The organism is Pseudomonas sp. JV449 (assembly GCF_032424295.1).
Classification (GTDB): domain Bacteria; phylum Pseudomonadota; class Gammaproteobacteria; order Pseudomonadales; family Pseudomonadaceae; genus Aquipseudomonas; species Aquipseudomonas marginalis.
Window position 1 is genome coordinate 804,399 of sequence record NZ_VYKD01000005.1, and the last position, 20,086, is coordinate 824,484.

The following is a 20,086-nucleotide window of genomic DNA, read 5'->3' on the forward strand; positions in this document are numbered from 1 at the left end:
CGTTAAAACCGGCGATTTAGAGTTGTCAATTGGTCAAACGACGCATAAACGCCGTGTGGCGTGATATTCTGCGCGCCGTCTTGGTCTGGTCTTTCCCCGGTACGTACACCCGTATACGTCCCGGCGTTTGGCTGTCGCCCAGGTAGCTGAAGCCAATAATGATAAGAAGTCAGCGCAGAAGGGACATAAAAGTGAGGTCGATACGTCGGCCTTGTGTGCCCACCCTGCGGTCCCCGAGTGAATGTGCAAACCCCGCGGTGCGTTGCCTGGCGCAGCGTGATTGAGGGTTGCCCATGATCAGGGGCGGTGGGGCGGATGGCGTTTTATCATAGGTGCTACTGATGTTTAAAAAAGTAAACACTGCCCTGCTGGGGCTGGCTTTGTCGATGGGGATCACGTCCGTTCACGCGGAAGAGACAAAGAAAGTCGATGTGCTGCTGATCGGCGGCGGCATCATGAGTGCAACCCTGGGTGTCTGGCTCAATGAGCTGGAGCCGGGCTGGTCGATGGAAATGGTCGAGCGCCTCGATGGCGTCGCCGAAGAAAGCTCCAACGGCTGGAACAACGCCGGTACCGGTCACTCGGCCCTGGCTGAGCTGAACTACACCCCGGAAGACAAGAACGGCAACGTTGAGATCCCGAAAGCGGTCGAGATCAACGAAGCGTTCCAGATCTCCCGTCAGTTCTGGTCCTGGCAGGTCCAGCAGGGCGTGCTGAAGAACCCGCGTTCGTTCATCAACTCCACGCCGCACATGAGCTTTGTGTGGGGCGATGACAACATCAAGTTCCTCAAGAAGCGCTACGAAGCCCTGCAAGCGAGCCCGCTGTTCGCCGGCATGCAGTACTCCGAAGACCCGGCGCAGATCGCCAAGTGGGTTCCGCTGATGATGGAAGGGCGTGACCCGAACCAGAAAATCGCGGCCACCTGGAGCCCGCTGGGTACCGACATGAACTTCGGCGAGATCACCCGCCAGTTCGTCGCTCACCTGCAAACCACGCCTAAGTTCGACCTGAAACTGTCGAGCGAAGTGCAGGACATCACCAAGAACGCCGACGGTTCGTGGCGTGTCAGCTACAAAAACCTGAAAGACGGCACCAAGACTGAAACCGACGCCAAGTTCGTGTTCATCGGCGCGGGCGGCGGTGCACTGCACCTGCTGCAAAAGTCGGGCATTCCTGAAGCCAAGGAATACGCTGGCTTCCCGGTCGGCGGCTCGTTCCTGGTGACCGATAACCCAACCGTCGCCGAGCAGCACCTGGCCAAGGCCTACGGCAAGGCTTCGGTTGGCGCGCCACCGATGTCGGTTCCGCACCTGGACACCCGCGTGCTGGATGGCAAGCGCGTGATTCTGTTTGGCCCATTCGCCACCTTCTCGACCAAGTTCCTGAAAGAAGGCTCGTACCTGGACCTGCTGACCAGCACCACCACCCACAACATCTGGCCAATGACCAAAGTCGGTATTCGTGAATACCCACTGGTCGAGTACCTCGCCGGCCAACTGATGCTGTCGGATGACGACCGCTTCAAGGCGCTGCAGGAGTACTTCCCGAACGCCAAGCAATCCGACTGGCGCCTGTGGCAGGCCGGCCAGCGCGTGCAGATCATCAAGCGTGACGAAGAGCAGGGCGGCGTCCTGAAACTCGGTACCGAGGTGGTCAGCTCCGCCGACAACACCATTGCAGGCCTGTTGGGTGCATCGCCAGGCGCGTCCACCGCGGCTCCGATCATGCTGACCGTGCTGCAGAAAGTGTTCAAGGACAAGGTTGCGACCCCTGAGTGGCAGGCAAAACTGCACCAGATCGTGCCTAGCTACGGCACCAAGCTGAACGACAGTCCTGAGGCTGTTGCCAAGGAATGGGCCTACACCGCCAATATCCTGCAACTGCCTGCACCGCCTGTGATTCCGCAAAAGGCTGCTGTCAAGGCGCCCGAGGCTGCCAAGCCTGCGGCTGAGCCGAGCAAGCCGGCGTCTGACCTGGCGCTGTAAGCCGCTGGGGAGGTCCTGGGTCAGGACCTTGCCGGTAACAAAAAGCCCGCTGAACCGGTAACGGTCAGCGGGCTTTTTCGATGCGTGTCTAACGGCGGGTGCGTTCGACAGGCGGCAGTTCAACCGTACGCTCGGCGGCGGCCAGCGCTGCTTTCAAGCCAGCCTGGTCCAGCGGGACGCAATAGGCAGGCTTGCCGCGTTCCAGCCGCCAGCTGTCATCCAGGCTGCCGGCATCCACGGCGTCGAAACCCAATTCGTCGAGTAGCGTGATGACGCGTGCCTTCGCTGCGGCGTCATCCGCTGCCACCGGCAACGCCCGGCGGTCGGGGGCACCGTGGGGGCGCGCGTCCTGCGTCAGGTCGGGAGCGAAGATCGCGTTGAACACTTTCACCACATGTGAATGGGGCAGATGCTCGGCGAGCAACCGGCTGGTGGTGGATTCGAAGCGATCCAGTACCGGGATATGGCCGTCGCGGTTCGGGTAGTAATTATTCGCATCCATCACAGTCTTGCCCTCCAGCCATTGCGCCGGGACGCTGCGGTAATGCTCCAGGGGGATCGCCACGAGCACCACATCGCCGAATTTGGCGGCGTCGTCGGCACTGCCCACCTGCACGCCGAGTATGCCGCTCACTACGCTGCTCATGGTGTGGGGGCCACGGGAGTTGCTCAACATCACTTCGTGCCCGGCCGCCAGCGCCAGTTGGGCCACGGCGCGCCCGATAAAGCCTGCTCCAATAACACCAATCTTCATGGTCTTGCTCCAATGAATGGGGGAGCGGTTATGATGATTGGCAACCAATCGGCGATAAATCGTCGTTTTAGTGTGGATGTTGTTACTGGGAGTAGGGAGTGATGGATCGCCTGTCGAGCATGAATGCCTTTGTGATAGCTGCTGAGTTGGGCTCGTACGCGCGGGCTGCCGAACGCTTGGGCATGTCGCCGCAGATGGTGGCCAAACATGTCACCGCGCTGGAGCAGCGCCTGGGCGCTCGCTTGCTTAACCGCACCACACGAAGGCAAAGCCTGACGGAGCTGGGGAGCGCGTACTACGAGCGTTGCAAACATATCCTGGTAGAAGCCGAGGCTGCCGATTCACTGGCGCAGATCATGAACGACACGCCGCGCGGCAAGCTGAAAATCACCGCGCCCGTCACCTTCGGATCCTACAGCCTGATGCCGTTGATTACCGGGTTCCTGCGCGACAACCCGGATGTGGAAATCGACCTGCACTTGACCGACCGTTTCGTGGACCTGGTGGAGGAGGGCTATGAAGCCGCTTTTCGTATCGGCCCCCTGGCGACCACCGGCCTGACAGCCAGGCCACTGGCACCTTACCGCCTGGTGGTCTGCGCGTCGCCGGAGTACCTGGCGGCACGCGGTACCCCGCAGGCCCCGGCGGACCTTGAACATCACGAATGTCTCGGCTACGCCTTCTGGTCGCGGCCGGCGGATCGCGAGTGGGTGTTCTACCAGGCTTCGACGCCTTATAAGGTGCAGGTTGCCAGTCGCTTGCAGATCAATGAAAGCAGGGCCTTGATGTCCGCCGCGCTGGATGGTTTTGGCATCGTGCTCGGTCCGGAAGACTTCTTGCGCCGGGCATTGGCCGGGGGCGAATTGGTGAGAGTGCTGCCGGACTTTGAAGCGCCGAGCCGGCCGATGCACCTTGTCTACACGGCGAACCGCCAGCGTACGGCCAAGTTGAGACGCTTTGTCGAAGCGGTGTTGGGACGCTTCGGTCACCCTTGATGCGTGCTGCTTCAGCAATCCGACAGACACAACCTGTTAAAAAAGTACCCAGGCCTGAGCAGGAGCACGGCTGAAACACGGGGGCATTTTTACCGGTGCAGGTGTTGGGCGATAACGCCCGAGGGGGTTGTATGTTGTTACGTTACGCGGCATTAGCGGCCGTTGTGGTCGCGGCGTCCGGGTGTGTGCAGGAGCGCGTGGTGCATGAGCGCCGGCCTGTACAGCGTGAATATGTCGAGGTGGTTGCGCCACAACCGCCGCCGACCCAGATCATCGAAGTCGAGCCTGCCGTACGTGAAGGTTACATATGGTCACGTGGTTACTGGCGCTGGGAAGGCGGGCGCTACGTTGCCGTACACGGCCATTGGGAGCCGGTGCGAGAAGGCTATCGTTATGTGCATCCGCATTGGGTGCAGCGCAATGATGGCTATCACTGGCAGGTGGGGGGCTGGGTTCGTTGAGCCCCGACTAGGAGGGTTTTTTTGTACCCAGGAGCCGTACTTCCCGCAGCAGCGCGGCACCGAGTTGATCGGTGCCCAGTTCCTTGTATCCCACGGCCTTGACCTCTCCGTTCTCTTCGGCCTGGATGATGATCACCGGTGTCTCTTTGCCGCTGGCTTCGTCGATGTGAAAAGCATATTGGGGAATATCCACCTTGATCGGCGTACCTGCGGCCTTGCCTTGCACATTGATCAGGAACGCTGCGCAGCCGGCGTCCACATCCACACTAGTGGCAGAACGCCCGCTGACGAAGCAGCTCTTTGGCAGGTCGGGCCAGATGATCTCGGCCAGGGCGAGGGACGGCGTCAGGGCCAGGGCAGCAAGAAGAAGCGTGCGCACGTGGGGCGTTCTCTCGTTCAGGGATTAGCGACTTTTACCAAAGCCTGCCCCTTGCCGCAATGTTGCCGCTCAGCCCAGACGCTTCATACCCGCTGCCTTGGCCGCACCGAGGTCAAAGGTAGCGGTGTATTCGCACCCGGCCGCGTGGGCGCAGCGCTCTATCAGGCAATCGGCAAAATCGGCGTTGTTGGCCGTGAACCGTCGAAGCGCCTGCCAGATGACCTCGGCATGTTCGACGGTCAATTCACGGGTGCGCAGCAGTGTTTCCAGAACGACGACAATGTCATTTTTGGCACATTGGTAGCAGCTCTGTAATACCCATACCAACTCCACCACGGACACCAGGCTGACAAACCCTGGCGAAAGCGTGGTGAGGGATTCGATCAATTCGCAGGCCTTGGGGGATTGAACGGGATCATCCTGGGTGACGTAGCGCACCAGTACATTGGTATCCAGTCCGATCATCCAGCCTTCGCTCCCTGTGCTGCGATGGTGCGGTTCATGTCGTCAATGGACACGACCCTTGCAGGCTTCCGGACCAGCCCCTTGAGGTCATGGACAGTCTTGCTCGCTGCAATGATGGAAAACTTGCCATCTTCCGTTTCGACGAACTCGACGCGGTCGCCTGTTTCCAGGCCAAGTGCGGTCCTGACTTGGACGGGGATGGTGATTTGCCCTTTTGAGGTAAGTGTGGCGGTCGCCATGGTAAAGATCTCCAACATGATGCTCCTTACCTTAGGGTAAGGAGTGGTGGAGGACAATATCCGTTGGTCCATAGGTCGCTCTTCAGGTGGAGGATGAGTCGGGGTCATGAAAACCTAGTCCGAACTCAGCCCTCCCGCACGCTTACTCATGCCGCAAAGAGATACAAACTATGACCGACCGCCATTAAAGCCTGGCGGCTGTAAGCAAATTACCTGGCGAGCTCACTGCACTACGCGATAACACGGCACATACGCCGCGCCACCCGGCAACTTCATGCGATGCTGGGCAACGAACGCCTGCAACAGCTCATCCAGTGGCTTCATGATGGCCGGGTCGCCGTGGATCTCGTACGGGCCATGTTCTTCGATCAGGCGAATGCCCTTGTCCTTCACGTTACCCGCCACGATTCCCGAAAACGCACGGCGCAGGTTGGCTGCCAGTTCATGGGGCGGCAGTGCGTGGCTCAGTTGCAGGCTGGCCATGTTTTCGTGGGTCGGGTCGAACGGGCGCTGGAAGCCTTCGTCGATCTTCAGCAGCCAGTTGAAGTGAAACGCGTCGTTGCGCTCACGGCGGAACTGCTTCACCGCCTTGAGGCCGACAGTCATCTGGCGGGCCACTTCGGCCGGGTCGTCGATGATGATCTGGTAGTGCGCCTGCGCGGCTTCGCCGAGGGTGGCGCCGACGAAGGCATGCAATTGTTGCAGGTACGGCGCGGCTTGTTTCGGCCCGGTGAGAATGACCGGGAAGGGCACGTCGCGGTTGTCCGGGTGCATCAGGATGCCCAGCAGGTACAGGAACTCTTCGGCCGTACCGGCGCCGCCGGGGAAGATGATGATGCCGTGGCCCACGCGCACGAAGGCTTCAAGGCGTTTTTCGATGTCCGGCAGGATCACCAGTTCGTTGACGATGGGGTTCGGCGCTTCGGCGGCGATGATGCCCGGCTCGGTCAGGCCCAGGTAGCGCCCGCCGGTAATGCGTTGTTTGGCGTGGGAAATGGTCGCGCCCTTCATCGGGCCTTTCATCACGCCCGGGCCGCAACCGGTGCACACGTCGAGGCTGCGCAGGCCGAGTTCGTGGCCGACTTTCTTGGTGTATTTGTACTCTTCGGTATTGATCGAATGCCCGCCCCAGCACACCACGATCTTCGGCTCCACGCCCGGACGCAGGGTGCGGGCATTGCGCAGCAGGTGGAATACGTAGTCGGTGATGCCCTGGGAGTTGCTCAGGTCGATGCGCTGGCTGTCCAGCTCGTTCTCGGTGTAGACGATGTCCCGCAGGGCGCTGAACAGCATTTCGCGGGTGCTGGCAATCATTTCGCCATCGACGAAAGCATCGGCGGGGGCGTTCAACAGCTCCAGGCGCACGCCACGGTCCTGCTGGTGGATGCGCACTTCAAAGTTCTTGTAGGCGTCGAGGATGGTCTTGGCGTTATCGATATGGGCGCCGGTGTTGAGGATCGCCAGGGCGCACTGGCGAAACAGGGTGTAGATGCTGCCGGTACCGGCTTCGCTCAGTTGCTGGACTTCACGTTGGGACAGGGTTTCGAGGCTGCCCTTGGGGCTGACGGAGGCATTGATGACTTGGCGTTGGGGCATTCTGATTCCTTGAAAACGCAGCCACCGCACCTGTCGAGGTGCGATGACGTGAGAATGGTGGGCGCAGGTTAGGGCGCACGAGCCGGATATTTACCTCAGGCGCAGGGCCGAGCGCAAATACCGTCCAACACCATCATGCCGCAGAACTTACTCAATCAGCTTCCAGTTTTTGTAGAAAACCCGACGCAGGGTAAAGACCAGCCCGGCAAAACCCGCGATGACGGCGTTAAGCACCGACGGCAGCGGCGTTGGCCGTACGATGTCGATAAACAGGCAGTAGCGCTTGGCGTCGTTCTTGTTGAAGGACGCATGCATCAGCGTGTCATCAAAGATAAACAGCGGGTCGTCGTGCCAGTAGTGCTTGTGCTTGCCGACCTGGATGTACACGCCATCGTGATGGGGCGCCGGTGCCATGTTGTAGAGCACGCGGAACATCATGCGCAGGGGGCCGAAGTGAAAGGACGTCGAGCGGTTCTCGTTGAACACCGACACGCCGATGGTTTTCACGAACGGCAGTTTTTTGCGCAGTTCAGGAATATCCAGGGTGGTTTCGATCGGTCGCCCGTACCACTGGAAAAACAACATGCCGCGCTTCTTCTCGGCCATGCGTTCATCCAGGTAGCCGATGATTTCATCCTTGTGGGCCATGGCGTCATCGAGCACCTGTTGCAGGTCTGTGCGCCAGGCCGGTGGCAGGTCGCCCATCGTGTAGACGTGACGGTTACGCGCGCTCAGCAGGTCGAACAGGGTGTTGAACGGGGCCAGCAGCCAAGTGTTGCGACCGCTGCCGATAAAGTATTTCTTGACGGTCGGCTTGTCATACAGGCCGTTACGCAGGAAGTCGTAAACGCCGCACACCAGTACCAGGCAGAGGAACACCAGCGTGGTTTCGGGGAACACATCGATAATCAGCAACACGCCGAGTACCCAGGCGACCGATACCGCTTTCTTACGCAAAGCAGACTTGTTCATGCAACTCAGCTCCAGAAGGACGCCATTCGACAGGTCCGGATCCGTGGCCGCGAGTGGTGGGGTTTTGAAACATAATGAAACATCTTCGTCATGATAAGGCGTCCAGCAGCGGATTGGCGTTTTAAATAGTGCAAAATTGTGAAGGCTCGACACAGTCTTTAAACCTGGTGGGCTCGTGTGGATTGGATTTTGTAAACAGAAGATTTGCGACTATCGTGACGCTTCGGTTTTTCGGACGTCATAGACCGGTACGATTGAAGTTGAATGGCCACCATTGGCCTTCGGCACCTTGGAAGAGGCAGAAATTTTATGATCATCAAACCGCGGGTTCGTGGCTTTATCTGTGTGACCGCTCACCCTGTTGGCTGTGAAGCGAACGTCAAGGAACAGATCGACTACGTAACTGAGCACGGCGCCATCAAAGACGGCCCGAAGAAGGTGCTGGTCCTTGGCGCTTCCACCGGCTACGGCCTGGCCGCGCGCATCAGTGCAGCGTTTGGCTGCGGCGCCGACACCCTGGGCGTGTTTTTTGAGAAAGAAGGCGAAGAAGGCAAGCTGAGCTCCGCCGGCTGGTACAACAGCGCTGCGTTCGAGAAGTTTGCCGTTGAAAAAGGCCTGTACGCCAAGAGCATCAACGGCGACGCGTTTTCCGACGAGATCAAGCGCCTGACCATCGAAACCATCAAGAAAGACCTGGGCAAGATCGACCTGGTCGTCTACAGCCTGGCCGCGCCACGGCGTACTGATCCAAAAACCGGTGAAGTCTACAACTCCACCCTCAAGCCAATCGGCAAGGCTGTGACCCTGCGCGGTATCAATACCGACAAAGGCGTTGTGGTCGACACTACCCTCGAGCCTGCAACCCAGGAAGAAATCGACGGCACCGTCAATGTCATGGGCGGCGCCGACTGGCAGCTGTGGATCGACGCCCTGCGTGATGCCGACGTACTGGCCGAAGGCGCCAAGACTACCGCGTTCACCTACCTCGGTGAGAAGCTGACCCAGGACATCTACTGGAACGGTTCCATCGGCGAAGCCAAGAAAGACCTGGACAAGAAAGTCCTGACCCTGCGCGACAACCTCGCTGCACTGAAGGGCGACGCCCGCGTATCGGTTCTCAAGGCGGTGGTCACCCAGGCCAGCTCCGCGATCCCGATCATGCCGCTGTACTTATCGTTGCTGTTCAAAGTGATGAAAGAGCAGGGCACCCACGAAGGCTGCATCGAGCAGGTCTACGGCCTGTTCAAGGACAGCCTGTACGGCAGCGAACCGAAGCTTGACGCCGACGGCCGCCTGCGCGCCGACCTGGCCGAATTGGAACCGAAGGTCCAGGACGCCGTGGCGGCACTGTGGAACCAGGTCACCGACGAGAACGTCGACGAGATCAGTGATTTCGCCGGCTACAAGGCTGAGTTCCTGCGCTTGTTCGGCTTTGAAATCGATGGTGTGGACTACGAGGCTGACGTGAACCCGACCGTGAAGATCAAGGGTCTGGTCCAAGCCTAAACGCGGTTAAAAATGTGGGAGGAGGCGTGTCCCCCTCCCATATTTGTTTTTTTGGTTTTTCAGATCCGTCTTACGCTCCGGCGCGCACCTCCCTCCTTGTAAATCTGCCAGACTCCCTCAGCTCTCAAACCATGCTAACGGAGGATCTGATGACGATTCGTGCAGTCGTTTTTGATTTCGGCGGTGTTCTCTTCGATTGGAACCCGCAGCACCTCTATCGCAAACTGATTGCCGACGATCAAGAGCGGCAATGGTTCCTCGATAACATCTGTACCCAGGCCTGGAACACCGAGCAGGATGCGGGGCGGCCGCTGGCCGAAGCCACACAGATCCTGATCGATCAATACCCCGAGCATGAACCCTTGATCACGGCCTATTACGGCCGCTGGCACGAAATGCTGCGTGGCCCGTTGCCCGAAGGCGTGGCGATTCTCAACGCGCTGCATCAGGCCAACATGCCACTGTTCGGGCTCACAAACTGGTCGGCCGAGACCTTTCCCTATGCGCTCGCCAATTACCCCTTCCTTCGGAAATTTCGCAACATCGTGGTGTCTGGCGAGTTGAAGCTGATCAAGCCCGACGCGGCGATCTACCACGCCAGTCTCAGCCAGGTACGGGTGTACCTGCCGGATATCCAGCCGGGGGAGGTGGTGTTTATCGATGATGTCGCCGGCAATATCGAAGCGGCCGTCGCCCTCGGCTGGCAAGGCATTCACCACGTGTCTGCCGAGCAGACGGCGGCGCGATTGCGCGAGTTGGGCGTGGGCTTCTAGCGCGCCCACTTTTCCATGGCGAAGTCCACAAAGGCGCGCAGCTTCGGCAAGCGATAACGGTCCTGGCCGTACAGCAAATGCATGGGCCGGCTGGGCAGTTGATAGGTGGTCAGCAAGGCCACCAGCTTGCCGGTTTGCAGGTCGGGCTGCACCAGGGCATCCGGCAGCATGACGATCCCCATGCCTTGCACGGCGGCCTGGCGCAAGGCCTGGGAGCTATTGATGGTCAGCGAGCCGGACACCGGGATTTCCACTTCGCCTACTGCGCCGGTCATGCGCCACAGCTTGTCGGCGTTGCGCCAGTCATCGGTGGAAGGGTAGGCGAATGCCAGGCAGTCGTGCTGTTGCAGGTCCTCGGGTGTCTGGGGTGTACCACGTCGGGCCAGGTAGTCCGGTGAGGCGCACAGGGTGATGGTGTAGTCCTGCATTGGTCGGGCGATCAGGCTTGAGGGTTCCAGCTCGCCCAAGCGGATAGCCACGTCAAAGCCGCTGTCGACCATGTCCATGCGCTGGTTGCTGAGCACCACGTACAGCTTGATCAGCGGGTAGCGTTGGGAAAACTCGCTCAAGGCCGGCGCCAGGCGTTCAGTGCCGAACGCCGGTGGCGCGGTGATGCGCAGGGTACCTTTGGGGATGTCGCCGTGGGCCTGTTCGGCCCATTGCTCGGAGTCTGCCACCAGCCCGAGTACTTCCAGGCAACGCTGGTAATACTGGCCGCCGAACTCCGTGAGGCTCTGTTTGCGGGTGGTGCGCTTGAGCAGGCTGACGCCCAGGCGTTGTTCGAGGGCGCGCAGGTGGTTGCCGACCATGGTGGTCGACATCCCGCAGGCGTGGGCGGCGGCGGTCATGCTGCCGCTCTCCACCACTTTCACGTACACCGACATCGCTTGGAACAGGTCCATTATCAAGTCCTGGTTTAAAGTCATTGCAGGAGGGCGCAGTTTATCCAGCTGGGATGGCTAACGATACTGTTGCTATCTCAACGATGCACTGGAGTCCGCCACCATGACCGCCGCCTGCCTGATGACCACCTATCAACCCCTGGCCCTGAGCTTCACCCGTGGCCTCGGCACGCGCCTGTGGGACCAGCAGGGGCGCGAATACCTGGACGCAGTGGCGGGTGTGGCGGTGACTAACGTCGGGCATTCCCACCCGAAACTGGTGACGGCCATCAGCGAGCAGGCCGGCCTGTTGTTGCACACCTCCAACCTCTACAGCATCGACTGGCAACAACGTCTGGCCCAGCGCCTGACGCGGCTGTCCGGCCTGGACCGTGCCTTCTTCAATAATTCCGGCGCCGAAGCCAACGAGACGGCGCTGAAACTGGCGCGGTTGCATGGCTGGAAAAAAGGCATCGAAGAGCCCTTGGTGGTGGTGATGGAGAATGCCTTTCATGGTCGTACGCTGGGTACCATGGCGGCCAGCGATGGACCCTCGGTGCGCTTGGGTTTCCAACGTTTGCCGGGGGATTTTCTCAAGGTCAGATTTGGTGATCTGGCGGCGATCGAGGCAATCACCCAGACGTTTGGCACACGGATCGCGGCGGTCTTGCTGGAGCCCATCCAGGGCGAAAGTGGTGTACTGCCATCGCCGCCGGGTTACCTGCAAGTCCTGCGTGACCACTGCACACGGCACGGCTGGCTGATGATGCTCGACGAAATCCAGACCGGCATCGGCCGCACCGGCGCCTGGTTTGCCTTCCAGCATGAAGGCATTGTCCCGGATGTGATGACCCTGGCCAAAGGCCTCGGCAATGGCGTGCCCATCGGTGCGTGCCTGGCCAGGGCAGCGGTAGCCGCGCTTTTCACGCCGGGCAGTCATGGCAGCACCTTTGGCGGCAACCCGCTGGCGTGCCGGGTGGGCTGCACGGTGTTGGACATTATCGAAGAGCAAGGCTTGTTGCAGAACGCTGCACAACAGGGCGAGCGCTTGCTGGCGCGGTTACGCATGGAATTGGAAGAGCATCCGCAGGTGCTGGCGATTCGGGGGCAGGGCCTGATGATCGGTGTTGAGTTGGCCAGCCCCTATCGCGACCTGGCCCAGCGTGCTGCCCAGGAGCATGGGCTGCTGATCAACGTGACGCGGGGCAAGGTCATTCGCCTGCTGCCGCCGTTGACCCTGGATGCCAAGGAGGTGGAGATGATCGTGCGGGCCCTCACTCGGCTATTGAACTAGATTCCTGACCGCAGCTGTCGAGCCTCGGGCTTGAATCGGCAGTGCGTCTGACGCAGCCTCGCTAGGGCTCGACAGCTGCTACGGCAGGACCGTTGAGCCACTCCTGGTTCATGGTTTCGGTATCCCCCAGGTATTCCAGCAACCACGCCATGGCCGGGGACAGTTTGCTCTGTGCCCAGGCCACACACGATGGGCTGGCCGGAAAGGGGCGCGTCAGTTGCAGCGCCACCAATTCACCGCGTTCGATCCACGGCAATACCTGATGCGCCGGTGCCATGCCGACGCACAGGCCATCGCGCAGGCAATCGATGGCAGAGGCCCAGTTGGGGACTACCAACCGGCGTTGGTTATCCAGGGTCCAGGTGTCGCGCTTGGGCAGGTTGCGCGAGGTGTCGGTCATGCACAGCGAGGCGAAGGGGCGCAGTTGGTCGTCATTGAGCAACCCTTCCATGGCCGCCAACGGGTGCCGTGCGCTGACCACGCACAGCCAATTCAATAAGCCCATATCGCGAAAGGTGAAGTGACTGGCCACTGGCACGGCGCTGGTGGCACCGATGACAATATCGGTGCGCTCATCCGCCAGGGCATCCCACACACCGTTGTACACCTCGTATTCCAGCAGCAATTCCACCTCGGGAAACTGTCGATAGAAATCCAGCACCAACTGTCGGCAGCGCTGGGGTTTGACGATGGAATCCACGGCCACCTTCAACTGGCCACTCCAGCCATTGGCCACCTGCTGGCACAGGCGCCGTGTGCCGAGCATTTTTTTCATTACCCCGCGGGCCTCGTCGATAAACAGACGGCCGGCGGGTGTCAGCTCCACATCACGATGCCGGCGCACAAACAACGGCACCGCCAGCCACTCTTCAAGTTGACGTACGGTATAACTGATGGCTGACGGCACGCGGTGCAATTCCTGGGCGGCGGCGCTGAAGCTGCCATGGCGCGCTACCGCATCGACGACATCCAGGGAGTATTCGGACCACATGAGGGTTGCCTTCAAAATTATTGATAACAGCCGCCAATTATTATCGCTTCACAGCAAAACTGTCAGCTTCATAATGGGCGGCAATCAGCAAATAGTTTGATGGCAGGATTAACAAGGTTTCAATGAAAAATTCTTTTGGTTTCACCTGGTATCTGGCGGGGCTGAGCATGCTCGGTTACCTCGCAATGGACATGTATTTGCCGGCGTTCGGCGCCATGGGCGAGCAGTTGCAGATTGGTGCGGGCGCGGTGGGCGCCAGCCTGAGTATTTTTCTCGCGGGCTTTGCCGTGGGGCAGTTGCTGTGGGGGCCGTTGTCCGACCGCCTGGGGCGCAAGCCGATTCTGCTCGCAGGCTTGAGCCTGTTTGTGGTGGGTTGCGCGGGGATGTTTTGGGTCGAGACCGCGCCGCAGTTGCTGGCCTTGCGCTTTATGCAGGCGATTGGCGTGTGTTCTGCGGCCGTGAGCTGGCAGGCGCTGGTGATCGACCGCTACCCGGCCAACAAGGCCCACCGCGTGTTCGCCAGCATCATGCCGTTGATGTCGTTGTCACCGGCGCTGGCGCCGCTGCTGGGTGCGATGGTGCTGAACCACTTCGGTTGGCAAGCCATCTTTGGCGTATTGCTGGGGGTGTCGTTGCTGTTGTTGCTGCCGACGTTGTTCCTGCGCTCCGTGTCGAAACCTCAGACGCGGGAAGACGAACCTTCGCGCCTTGTCTATTGGCAGTTGCTCACCTCCCGGGTGTTTACCGGCAATGTGATGATCTTCGCCGCCTGCTCGGCCAGTTTCTTCGCCTGGCTGACCGCTTCACCCTTCATCCTCGGCGACATGGGCTATAGCCCGAATGACATCGGCCTGAGCTACGTGCTGCCGACATTGGCGTTTCTGGTGGGTGGCTACAGTTGCCGTAGCGCTTTGCAGCGTTTCCAGGGCAAGACGCTGTTGCCGTGGTTGCTGCTGGCCTATTGCATCAGCATGGTGGCGCTGTACCTGGTCGCCACCTTGACCGTGCCGACGCTCACCACCTTGCTGATTCCGTTCTGCCTGATGGCGCTGGTCAACGGCGCCAGCTACCCGATCGTGGTGGCGAATGCGCTGATGCCGTTTGCAGAACATTCCGGCAAGGCGGCGGCACTGCAAAACACCCTGCAATTGGGCCTGTGCTTTCTCAGCAGCCTGTTGGTGTCATCGATGATCGAGCAACCGTTGCTGATCACGACGATCGTGATGCTGGCGACCGCGCCCTTGGCCGTCTTGGGCTATTGGCTGGCGCGGCCGAAAGCAGACAAGTCGGAACTGGCCGCCGCCTAGAACGTCACTTCCATGTTCACCGTCGGCGTTGACGTACGGCTGCCCCGGCCGCCGTCCACGCCGAACTTGTTGTGCCAGTACTCGTAACCCACCCCGAGGTACAGGTTCGGCTTCACGCTCTTGCCCGGTCGCACCGCGACCATCAGCGCGCTGCGCATCAGGGTTTCCGGTGCCGTGTCACGGCCATGGTAGTCCGCGCCTTTTTCCCCGACGTAGTTCACAAAGCCCTGGAATTTCGCCGCATGGTTGGCGATCTCGAAAGGGCGCATCCACGTCAGGTTGAGCATGTAGGTGTCGTCAAACGTGTGGTTCGACTCCCGTGCACCGGGGATGCCGGTGTGGTTGCGCTCCTTGTAGTACAGAAGGCTCAGGTCCAGCACGCCCACGGTGTTGAACTTCAATGTCGGGCCGAGCACCAGTGCGCGTTTTTTCGCCGACGCGACGTTGTTGTTGCGGTTGGCATCAAAGCCCAGGGTCAACGCGTAATCCTTGATCAGCCCGGTGCCCAGTGGCACATCCAGCACCCGTGACGCATACAACTGATGCCGGTACACCGCGTACACCTCGCTGCCACCGTGGTCGGTGCCCTTGCGCGGGTCGCGGCTGTCGGACAGGAACACGTCCAGGTTCAGGAAGTTGCTGCCATACCGGTAGCCGCTGGCGTGGGTAACGCTGTAGATGCGCTTGCTGAATTCGTCGGGGTTATTCGGATTGGTGAATTGCTGGCCGTAGCGAAAACCTACGCTGTTGTTCATCCATTCCACCGCGACGGCCTCCCCGCCGCCGAGGAGAGTGAGTGCAACGGTGGCTCCCTGTAATGCCTTTTTCATTGTTCTAGTGTCCTTTTGGCGTTCTGGCTCATCACGGCCAGATTGTTTTTGTAACGCCGATGGAGGGTATCTTGTTCGATTGATTGTATACAACTCTATGGACATCCAGTCTAAACATTGCATACAGTGTCACCACAACAAAAACAGAGAACCCCTCACCATGACTATCCTGAAGGCGTCACCGCAGCGGCCGGAAGATGAGAATCTAGGCGTCGCCGCCAACATGGCTTACGGCCTGCAGCATGTGCTCACCATGTACGGCGGCATCGTCGCGGTACCGTTGATCGTGGGCCAGGCGGCCGGGTTGTCACCGGCGGATATCGGCCTGTTGATCGCCGCGTCGCTGTTTGCCGGTGGCCTTGCCACCCTGTTGCAAACCCTTGGCCTGCCGTTCTTTGGCTGTCAGTTGCCGCTGGTGCAGGGCGTGTCGTTTGCCGGTGTGGCAACCATGGTGGCGATTGTCGGCAGCGATGGCGCCGGCGGGGTACCGGCGATTCTCGGCGCGGTGATGGCCGCGTCGTTTATCGGGCTGTTGATCACCCCGGTGTTCTCGCGGATCACCCAGTTCTTCCCGCCGTTGGTGACCGGTATTGTGATCACCACAATCGGCCTGACCCTGATGCCCGTGGCGGCGCGCTGGGCCATGGGCGGTAACAGCCGCGCGGCGGATTTCGGCAGCATGCCCAATATCGGCCTGGCGGCGTTGACCCTGGTGCTGGTGCTGCTATTGAGCAAGATCGGCAGCGCGACCATCTCGCGCCTGTCGATCCTGCTGGCGATGGTGATCGGCACGGTGATCGCGGTGTTCCTCGGCATGGCGGATTTTTCCGGGGTCAGCCAGGGGCCCATGTTCGGTTTCCCTGCGCCGTTCCATTTCGGTATGCCGACCTTTCACATCGCGGCGATCATTTCCATGTGCATCGTGGTGATGGTGACACTGGTGGAAACCTCGGCCGACATCCTGGCGGTGGGGGAAATCATCGATACCAAGGTCGACTCCAAGCGCCTGGGTAACGGCCTGCGCGCCGATATGCTGTCGAGCATGTTCGCGCCGATCTTCGGTTCGTTCACCCAGAGTGCTTTCGCCCAGAACGTTGGCCTGGTGGCGGTGACCGGAGTGAAGAGTCGTTTTGTGGTGGCAACCGGCGGCTTGTTCCTGGTAATCCTCGGATTGCTGCCATTTATGGGGCGGGTGATCGCGGCGGTGCCGACCTCGGTACTGGGCGGTGCCGGGATTGTGCTGTTCGGTACCGTGGCGGCCAGTGGTATTCGCACCTTGTCCAAGGTGGATTACCGCAACAACATGAACCTGATCATCGTCGCCACGTCCATCGGGTTTGGCATGATCCCGATTGCCGCACCGAGTTTCTACGACCAGTTCCCCAGCTGGTTCGCGACCATTTTCCATTCGGGTATCAGTTCGTCGGCGATCATGGCGATCCTGCTGAACCTGGCGTTCAACCATTTCACCGTAGGCAATTCGGACCAGCAGTCGGTGTTTGTAGCGGGGACTGAGCGCAGTTTGTGTTTCCACGACGTAGCGGCGTTGCGTGATGGGGACTATTTCAGGGGTGGCAAGTTATTTGATGCCGAGGGCAAGGAAATTCCATTGGTGGCGCAGGAGCCAAGGAAAGCCGCACACGCTGAAACCACAGAGGTCTGAAAATGTGGGAGGGGCGGTGCGACGATTCGACTTGCTCCCGATAGCGGTGGGTCAGTCACAAATACAGTGGCTGACACTCTGCTATCGGGAGCAAGTCGAATCGTCGCACCGCCCCTCCCACATTAGGAACTCAACCAGCCTTGCGGACTGTGTGCGGAACAGAGCACGCCTCATCCAGAAACTTCACCACGGTGCCCATGCACGCCTGGCGTTCTTCCACGTGGGGCATGTGGCTGGAGTCTTCGAACAGCGCCCAGCGCACATCCGCGATCTCATCCAGGAACGGCTTGACCACCAGTGGCGTGGCCTCGTCATGCCGGCCGGAAATCACCAGGGTCGGCACCTTGATCGCCGACAGGCGGCCAATGGATTTCCAGTCCTTCAGGCTGCCGATCACGTGGAACTCGGTCGGGCCGCTCATGGCGTGATACACCGTGGGGTCCGAGTCGACCTGGGCGAAGGTGCGCGCCACTTCTTCCGGCCATGGGTTCACCCGGCACACATGCTGGTCATAGAACACCCGCGAGGCGGCGAGGTATTCCGGGTCGAGGTAGGTGCCGGCGGCTTCATGCTTGAGCAGGGTTTCATGCACGCCTTGGGGCAGCAGCTTGCGCAGGCGGTTGGCTTCGCTGACCCAGGTGCGCATGCAGGTCGGTGAATTGGCCGGGATAAACGCACGCAGGCCCTTGGGTTGCAGGATTGCGTGCTCGCTGCCGAGCATGCCGCCCCAGGACTGACCAAGGATCGCGTAGTTATCGCTGATCTGCAGGTGGTCCAGCAGGTTGTCCAGTTCTTTAAGGAACAGATCGACGGTCCAGAAGGACGGGTCTTTCTCAGGCAAGTGCGTGGAGCGGCCGTTGCCCAGTTGGTCGTAGTGGATGACCGCATGACCGCTGGCCGCGACGTCCTTGAACGCGTCGACATAATCATGGGTGCAGCCCGGGCCGCCGTGGATGACCACCAGCGGCGTGCGGCCGCTGGCCAGGTCGCCAGTGACGCGGTACCAGGTCTGGTAGTCGCCAAACGCGGCATACCCTTCGCGGATTTTTTCGATGAAGTCCATTTCCTGCCCTGCCCTGAAAAAATGATCAGGGACACGATAGTCTGCGGGCGAGATTTAGGTAACTAGCAAAACAGCTAGGTTTTGCCGGGGGATCAGTCTTCCAGCAGGCGGTAATGGGTGGCGCGGACCACCGCCTGCACACGGTTCTTGGCGCCCAGTTTGTGCATCGCCGAGGCCAGGTGCAGGGTGACGACGGCCAGTGAGCGGCTCAGTTGCGTGGCGATTTCGGCGGCGGTCAGGCCGTCGGCGGCCCATTTGAGGCATTCGCGTTCACGTTTGGTCAGGTGAATGTGCGGGTAGGTGCGCAGCTCCTTGCCGAACAGCGGGTAGGCCGCTTCCTGCAACGCGTGGGAAATCAGGCTGAAGTCCGACAAGGTCTGCTGCGCGTCCTGCAGCACGGCAGGCGTTTTGCCAGTGCGCAAGCCGGTCAGTGACGCGAAGCCGCCACGGGGCAGATGCATCGGCACGCTGACGCCGCAGGTCAGTTGCTGGTCGTGCAGGTAGGACGAAACGGGGGCGTGGCAGGGGTCGATGATGGTTTGCAGGGCCGTGTCAGCCTGGGCTTCGTAGGACCACACGAACGGCGATACCGTGCGCAGAGCCAGGTGTTGCACCGGGTCGATCTGGTAGAAACCCTTGCTGCACCACAGCGCATGCCAATCGGTCGGCGTGTTGCGCAGCTCCAGCACCGAGGGGGTGATCAATGCACCATCCTGGTCGATCGGCACCGGGGTGTAGTCGTATACCAGTGCATCGAAGCCCAATTGCTGGGCGAGGATAAAAGTGTTGTCCATCTGCTCATCCAGGCTCCTGCCCGGCATCAGACGTTGATTGAAGGCAGTTAGCTTGGCCAGCATCCGTTCTGCTCCCGAATTCATTTGAATCTCCACTTCCTGCAAGTAGAATGCCACGCCCCGGCGAAGGACTGCCAGGCCAAACCTATAAGAAATACCAGGTTATGGACGCGCGGCATCCTCGGTAGTGTTGGCCTGATAAACGGCCGCTGCCCGCCAGGCCGATACAACACAAGGAATGTATGCATGTGGCGTGAAATTGCCCCCGACCAGCAGTACAACGTGCAAGTCGATGGCCACAACCTCGTGGTCTACAGCTTCGGCGAAGGCGATGAGGTGCTCTTGTGTCTCAACGGCGGGCCGGGCCTGCCGTGTGACTACTTGCGCGACGCCCATGGCTGGCTCAAGGACCATGACCTGCGAGTGGTTGCATTCGACCAGCTTGGCACAGGCGCATCAGCCAGACCGACCGATGTTTCCCTGTGGGAAATCCGCCGTTATGTCGAAGAAGTCGAAACCGTACGCCAAGCCCTTGGCCTCGGCCGCGTGCACCTGCTCGGGCATTCCTGGGGCGGCTGGCTGGGCATCGAATACGCCATCCATTACCCCGACAGGCTGAAAAGCCTGATCCTCGAGAACACCGTCGGCGACATCCCGCATCTTTCTCAAGAACTCGAACGCCTGCGCGGCGCGCTGGGCAGTGAGACCGTGGCGATGATGCAACGCCACGAAGCCATGGGTACCCTGGATCACCCGCAGTACCAGGCCGCGATCACCTTGCTCAACTATCGCCACGTCTGCCGCCTGGACGAATGGCCCGAACCGGTCAAGCGCTCCCTCGGCGACTGGAACATGGGCCCCTACGAAACCATGCAGGGTCCCAACGAATTCCTCTACGTCGGCAACCTCAAGGACTGGAACCGGATCCCCGAGATGGCCGCTTTCAACATGCCGATCCTGATCACCACCGGCCAGCACGACGAACTCACCCCAGCCTGCGCCATGCGCATGAAGATGGCGGCCAGACACGCCGAACTGCATGTATTTCCCAACAGTAGCCATATGCCGTTCTATGAAGAGCCACAGGCTTATTTTCCGGTACTGTTGGACTTTCTCGCTCGCCACCGAGGCTGAC

Annotated in this window: 20 protein-coding genes; 9 read left to right on the forward strand and 11 right to left on the reverse strand. The window is 60.3% G+C overall.

All coding sequences use genetic code 11. The annotated features are described in order from the left end of the window. Positions 1 to 341 precede the first annotated feature (341 nt). A complete protein-coding gene (gene mqo / locus F6S08_RS09075; protein ID WP_065928140.1) occupies positions 342 to 1,988 on the forward strand; it encodes a malate dehydrogenase (quinone) in 1,647 nt (548 codons plus the stop codon). A gap of 88 nt (positions 1,989 to 2,076) precedes the next feature. Here mqo and F6S08_RS09080 read toward each other — a convergent pair whose 3' ends face one another. Next, positions 2,077 to 2,790, reverse strand: coding sequence for an NADPH-dependent F420 reductase (locus F6S08_RS09080; RefSeq protein WP_256097801.1), 714 nt, complete (start codon positions 2,788 to 2,790; stop codon positions 2,077 to 2,079). A 71-nt stretch (positions 2,791 to 2,861) separates the two neighbouring features. Between F6S08_RS09080 and F6S08_RS09085 the strand changes: the two genes are divergently transcribed. Both F6S08_RS09085 and F6S08_RS09090 read left to right on the forward strand, forming a co-directional pair. Then, the gene (locus F6S08_RS09085) at positions 2,862 to 3,737 is read left to right on the forward strand and encodes a LysR family transcriptional regulator (RefSeq protein ID WP_137211561.1); all 876 of its coding nucleotides are present in this window, start codon (positions 2,862 to 2,864) and stop codon (positions 3,735 to 3,737) included. Between the two features lie 131 nt (positions 3,738 to 3,868). Beyond that, a complete protein-coding gene (locus tag F6S08_RS09090) occupies positions 3,869 to 4,198 on the forward strand; it encodes a YXWGXW repeat-containing protein (RefSeq protein WP_065928138.1) in 330 nt (109 codons plus the stop codon). 7 nt (positions 4,199 to 4,205) lie between these two features. Here the strand turns inward: F6S08_RS09090 and F6S08_RS09095 are convergent, their stop codons facing one another. The 5 genes from F6S08_RS09095 to F6S08_RS09115 all read right to left on the reverse strand — a co-directional run bounded on the left by F6S08_RS09095 (position 4,206) and on the right by F6S08_RS09115 (position 7,849). Next, positions 4,206 to 4,577 (reverse strand): hypothetical protein, encoded by a 372-nt coding sequence (locus tag F6S08_RS09095; protein WP_065928137.1) that lies wholly within the window; start codon positions 4,575 to 4,577, stop codon positions 4,206 to 4,208. Positions 4,578 to 4,646: 69 nt separating this feature from the next. Then, complete coding sequence (locus F6S08_RS09100) at positions 4,647 to 5,042, reverse strand: PIN domain-containing protein (RefSeq protein ID WP_053132385.1); 396 nt, start codon at positions 5,040 to 5,042, stop codon at positions 4,647 to 4,649. Next, complete coding sequence (locus tag F6S08_RS09105) at positions 5,039 to 5,296, reverse strand: AbrB/MazE/SpoVT family DNA-binding domain-containing protein (RefSeq protein WP_137211560.1); 258 nt, start codon at positions 5,294 to 5,296, stop codon at positions 5,039 to 5,041. The genes F6S08_RS09100 and F6S08_RS09105 overlap by 4 nt, the downstream gene beginning before the upstream one ends. Before the next feature lie 207 nt (positions 5,297 to 5,503). Continuing rightward, positions 5,504 to 6,877, reverse strand: a complete 1,374-nt coding sequence (gene ppnN / locus F6S08_RS09110) for a nucleotide 5'-monophosphate nucleosidase PpnN (RefSeq protein WP_065928136.1) — start codon at positions 6,875 to 6,877, stop codon at positions 5,504 to 5,506. 147 nt (positions 6,878 to 7,024) lie between these two features. Continuing rightward, positions 7,025 to 7,849, reverse strand: coding sequence for an aspartyl/asparaginyl beta-hydroxylase domain-containing protein (locus F6S08_RS09115; RefSeq protein WP_027604202.1), 825 nt, complete (start codon positions 7,847 to 7,849; stop codon positions 7,025 to 7,027). Between the two features lie 309 nt (positions 7,850 to 8,158). Between F6S08_RS09115 and fabV the strand changes: the two genes are divergently transcribed. Beyond that, the gene (fabV, locus tag F6S08_RS09120; protein ID WP_065928135.1) at positions 8,159 to 9,355 is read left to right on the forward strand and encodes an enoyl-ACP reductase FabV; all 1,197 of its coding nucleotides are present in this window, start codon (positions 8,159 to 8,161) and stop codon (positions 9,353 to 9,355) included. Between the two features lie 149 nt (positions 9,356 to 9,504). After that, a complete protein-coding gene (locus F6S08_RS09125) occupies positions 9,505 to 10,128 on the forward strand; it encodes an HAD family hydrolase (RefSeq protein WP_065928134.1) in 624 nt (207 codons plus the stop codon). On the opposite strand, the gene F6S08_RS09130 is transcribed toward F6S08_RS09125, so the two are convergent. Next, on the reverse strand, positions 10,125 to 11,030 hold the full coding sequence (locus tag F6S08_RS09130; RefSeq protein WP_137211411.1) for a LysR family transcriptional regulator: 906 nt from the start codon (positions 11,028 to 11,030) through the stop codon (positions 10,125 to 10,127). The genes F6S08_RS09125 and F6S08_RS09130 overlap by 4 nt on opposite strands. A 103-nt stretch (positions 11,031 to 11,133) precedes the next feature. On the opposite strand from F6S08_RS09130, the gene F6S08_RS09135 reads away from it, so the two are divergent. Continuing rightward, positions 11,134 to 12,303, forward strand: a complete 1,170-nt coding sequence (locus tag F6S08_RS09135; protein ID WP_074844523.1) for an aspartate aminotransferase family protein — start codon at positions 11,134 to 11,136, stop codon at positions 12,301 to 12,303. 61 nt (positions 12,304 to 12,364) lie between these two features. Here the strand turns inward: F6S08_RS09135 and punR are convergent, their stop codons facing one another. Next, the gene (gene punR, locus F6S08_RS09140; RefSeq protein WP_074844525.1) at positions 12,365 to 13,294 is read right to left on the reverse strand and encodes a DNA-binding transcriptional activator PunR; all 930 of its coding nucleotides are present in this window, start codon (positions 13,292 to 13,294) and stop codon (positions 12,365 to 12,367) included. A gap of 122 nt (positions 13,295 to 13,416) precedes the next feature. Here punR and punC point away from each other — a divergent pair, with 122 nt between their 5' ends. Further along, positions 13,417 to 14,601, forward strand: a complete 1,185-nt coding sequence (punC, locus tag F6S08_RS09145) for a purine nucleoside transporter PunC (protein ID WP_315871534.1) — start codon at positions 13,417 to 13,419, stop codon at positions 14,599 to 14,601. Here the strand turns inward: punC and F6S08_RS09150 are convergent. Further along, positions 14,598 to 15,431, reverse strand: coding sequence for a nucleoside-binding protein (locus F6S08_RS09150; RefSeq protein ID WP_065928129.1), 834 nt, complete (start codon positions 15,429 to 15,431; stop codon positions 14,598 to 14,600). The two genes, punC and F6S08_RS09150, sit on opposite strands and share 4 nt — an antisense overlap. A gap of 160 nt (positions 15,432 to 15,591) precedes the next feature. Here F6S08_RS09150 and F6S08_RS09155 point away from each other — a divergent pair, with 160 nt between their 5' ends. Beyond that, positions 15,592 to 17,094 carry a nucleobase:cation symporter-2 family protein gene (locus F6S08_RS09155; protein WP_315871535.1) on the forward strand — a complete coding sequence of 501 codons (1,503 nt, stop codon included), beginning with the start codon at positions 15,592 to 15,594 and terminating at the stop codon, positions 17,092 to 17,094. 130 nt (positions 17,095 to 17,224) lie between these two features. Here F6S08_RS09155 and F6S08_RS09160 read toward each other — a convergent pair whose 3' ends face one another. Both F6S08_RS09160 and F6S08_RS09165 read right to left on the reverse strand, forming a co-directional pair. Continuing rightward, complete coding sequence (locus F6S08_RS09160; protein WP_065928127.1) at positions 17,225 to 18,157, reverse strand: proline iminopeptidase-family hydrolase; 933 nt, start codon at positions 18,155 to 18,157, stop codon at positions 17,225 to 17,227. A gap of 92 nt (positions 18,158 to 18,249) precedes the next feature. Next, positions 18,250 to 19,014: a LuxR family transcriptional regulator gene (locus F6S08_RS09165; RefSeq protein WP_065928126.1), complete on the reverse strand. Its 765-nt coding sequence runs from the start codon at positions 19,012 to 19,014 to the stop codon at positions 18,250 to 18,252. Between the two features lie 183 nt (positions 19,015 to 19,197). On the opposite strand from F6S08_RS09165, the gene F6S08_RS09170 reads away from it, so the two are divergent. Further along, entirely contained in the window at positions 19,198 to 20,085 is an 888-nt protein-coding gene (locus F6S08_RS09170) for a proline iminopeptidase-family hydrolase (protein WP_027604191.1), read from the forward strand. Position 20,086 lies beyond the last annotated feature (1 nt).

Bases quoted from the DNA above. Each gene is read 5' to 3' on its own strand.
- F6S08_RS09155 (WP_315871535.1), top strand. From the start codon at position 15,592: ATGACTATCCTGAAGGCGTCACCGCAGCGGCCGGAAGATGAGAATCTA.
- F6S08_RS09170 (WP_027604191.1), top strand. From the start codon at position 19,198: ATGTGGCGTGAAATTGCCCCCGACCAGCAGTACAACGTGCAAGTCGAT.
- F6S08_RS09160 (WP_065928127.1), bottom strand. From the start codon at position 18,157: ATGGACTTCATCGAAAAAATCCGCGAAGGGTATGCCGCGTTTGGCGAC.
- F6S08_RS09150 (WP_065928129.1), bottom strand. From the start codon at position 15,431: ATGAAAAAGGCATTACAGGGAGCCACCGTTGCACTCACTCTCCTCGGC.
- F6S08_RS09165 (WP_065928126.1), bottom strand. From the start codon at position 19,014: ATGCTGGCCAAGCTAACTGCCTTCAATCAACGTCTGATGCCGGGCAGG.
- F6S08_RS09135 (WP_074844523.1), top strand. From the start codon at position 11,134: ATGACCGCCGCCTGCCTGATGACCACCTATCAACCCCTGGCCCTGAGC.
- mqo (WP_065928140.1), top strand. From the start codon at position 342: ATGTTTAAAAAAGTAAACACTGCCCTGCTGGGGCTGGCTTTGTCGATG.
- ppnN (WP_065928136.1), bottom strand. From the start codon at position 6,877: ATGCCCCAACGCCAAGTCATCAATGCCTCCGTCAGCCCCAAGGGCAGC.
- fabV (WP_065928135.1), top strand. From the start codon at position 8,159: ATGATCATCAAACCGCGGGTTCGTGGCTTTATCTGTGTGACCGCTCAC.
- F6S08_RS09125 (WP_065928134.1), top strand. From the start codon at position 9,505: ATGACGATTCGTGCAGTCGTTTTTGATTTCGGCGGTGTTCTCTTCGAT.
- punR (WP_074844525.1), bottom strand. From the start codon at position 13,294: ATGTGGTCCGAATACTCCCTGGATGTCGTCGATGCGGTAGCGCGCCAT.
- F6S08_RS09130 (WP_137211411.1), bottom strand. From the start codon at position 11,030: ATGGACCTGTTCCAAGCGATGTCGGTGTACGTGAAAGTGGTGGAGAGC.
- F6S08_RS09100 (WP_053132385.1), bottom strand. From the start codon at position 5,042: ATGATCGGACTGGATACCAATGTACTGGTGCGCTACGTCACCCAGGAT.
- punC (WP_315871534.1), top strand. From the start codon at position 13,417: ATGAAAAATTCTTTTGGTTTCACCTGGTATCTGGCGGGGCTGAGCATG.
- F6S08_RS09115 (WP_027604202.1), bottom strand. From the start codon at position 7,849: ATGAACAAGTCTGCTTTGCGTAAGAAAGCGGTATCGGTCGCCTGGGTA.
- F6S08_RS09090 (WP_065928138.1), top strand. From the start codon at position 3,869: ATGTTGTTACGTTACGCGGCATTAGCGGCCGTTGTGGTCGCGGCGTCC.
- F6S08_RS09085 (WP_137211561.1), top strand. From the start codon at position 2,862: ATGAATGCCTTTGTGATAGCTGCTGAGTTGGGCTCGTACGCGCGGGCT.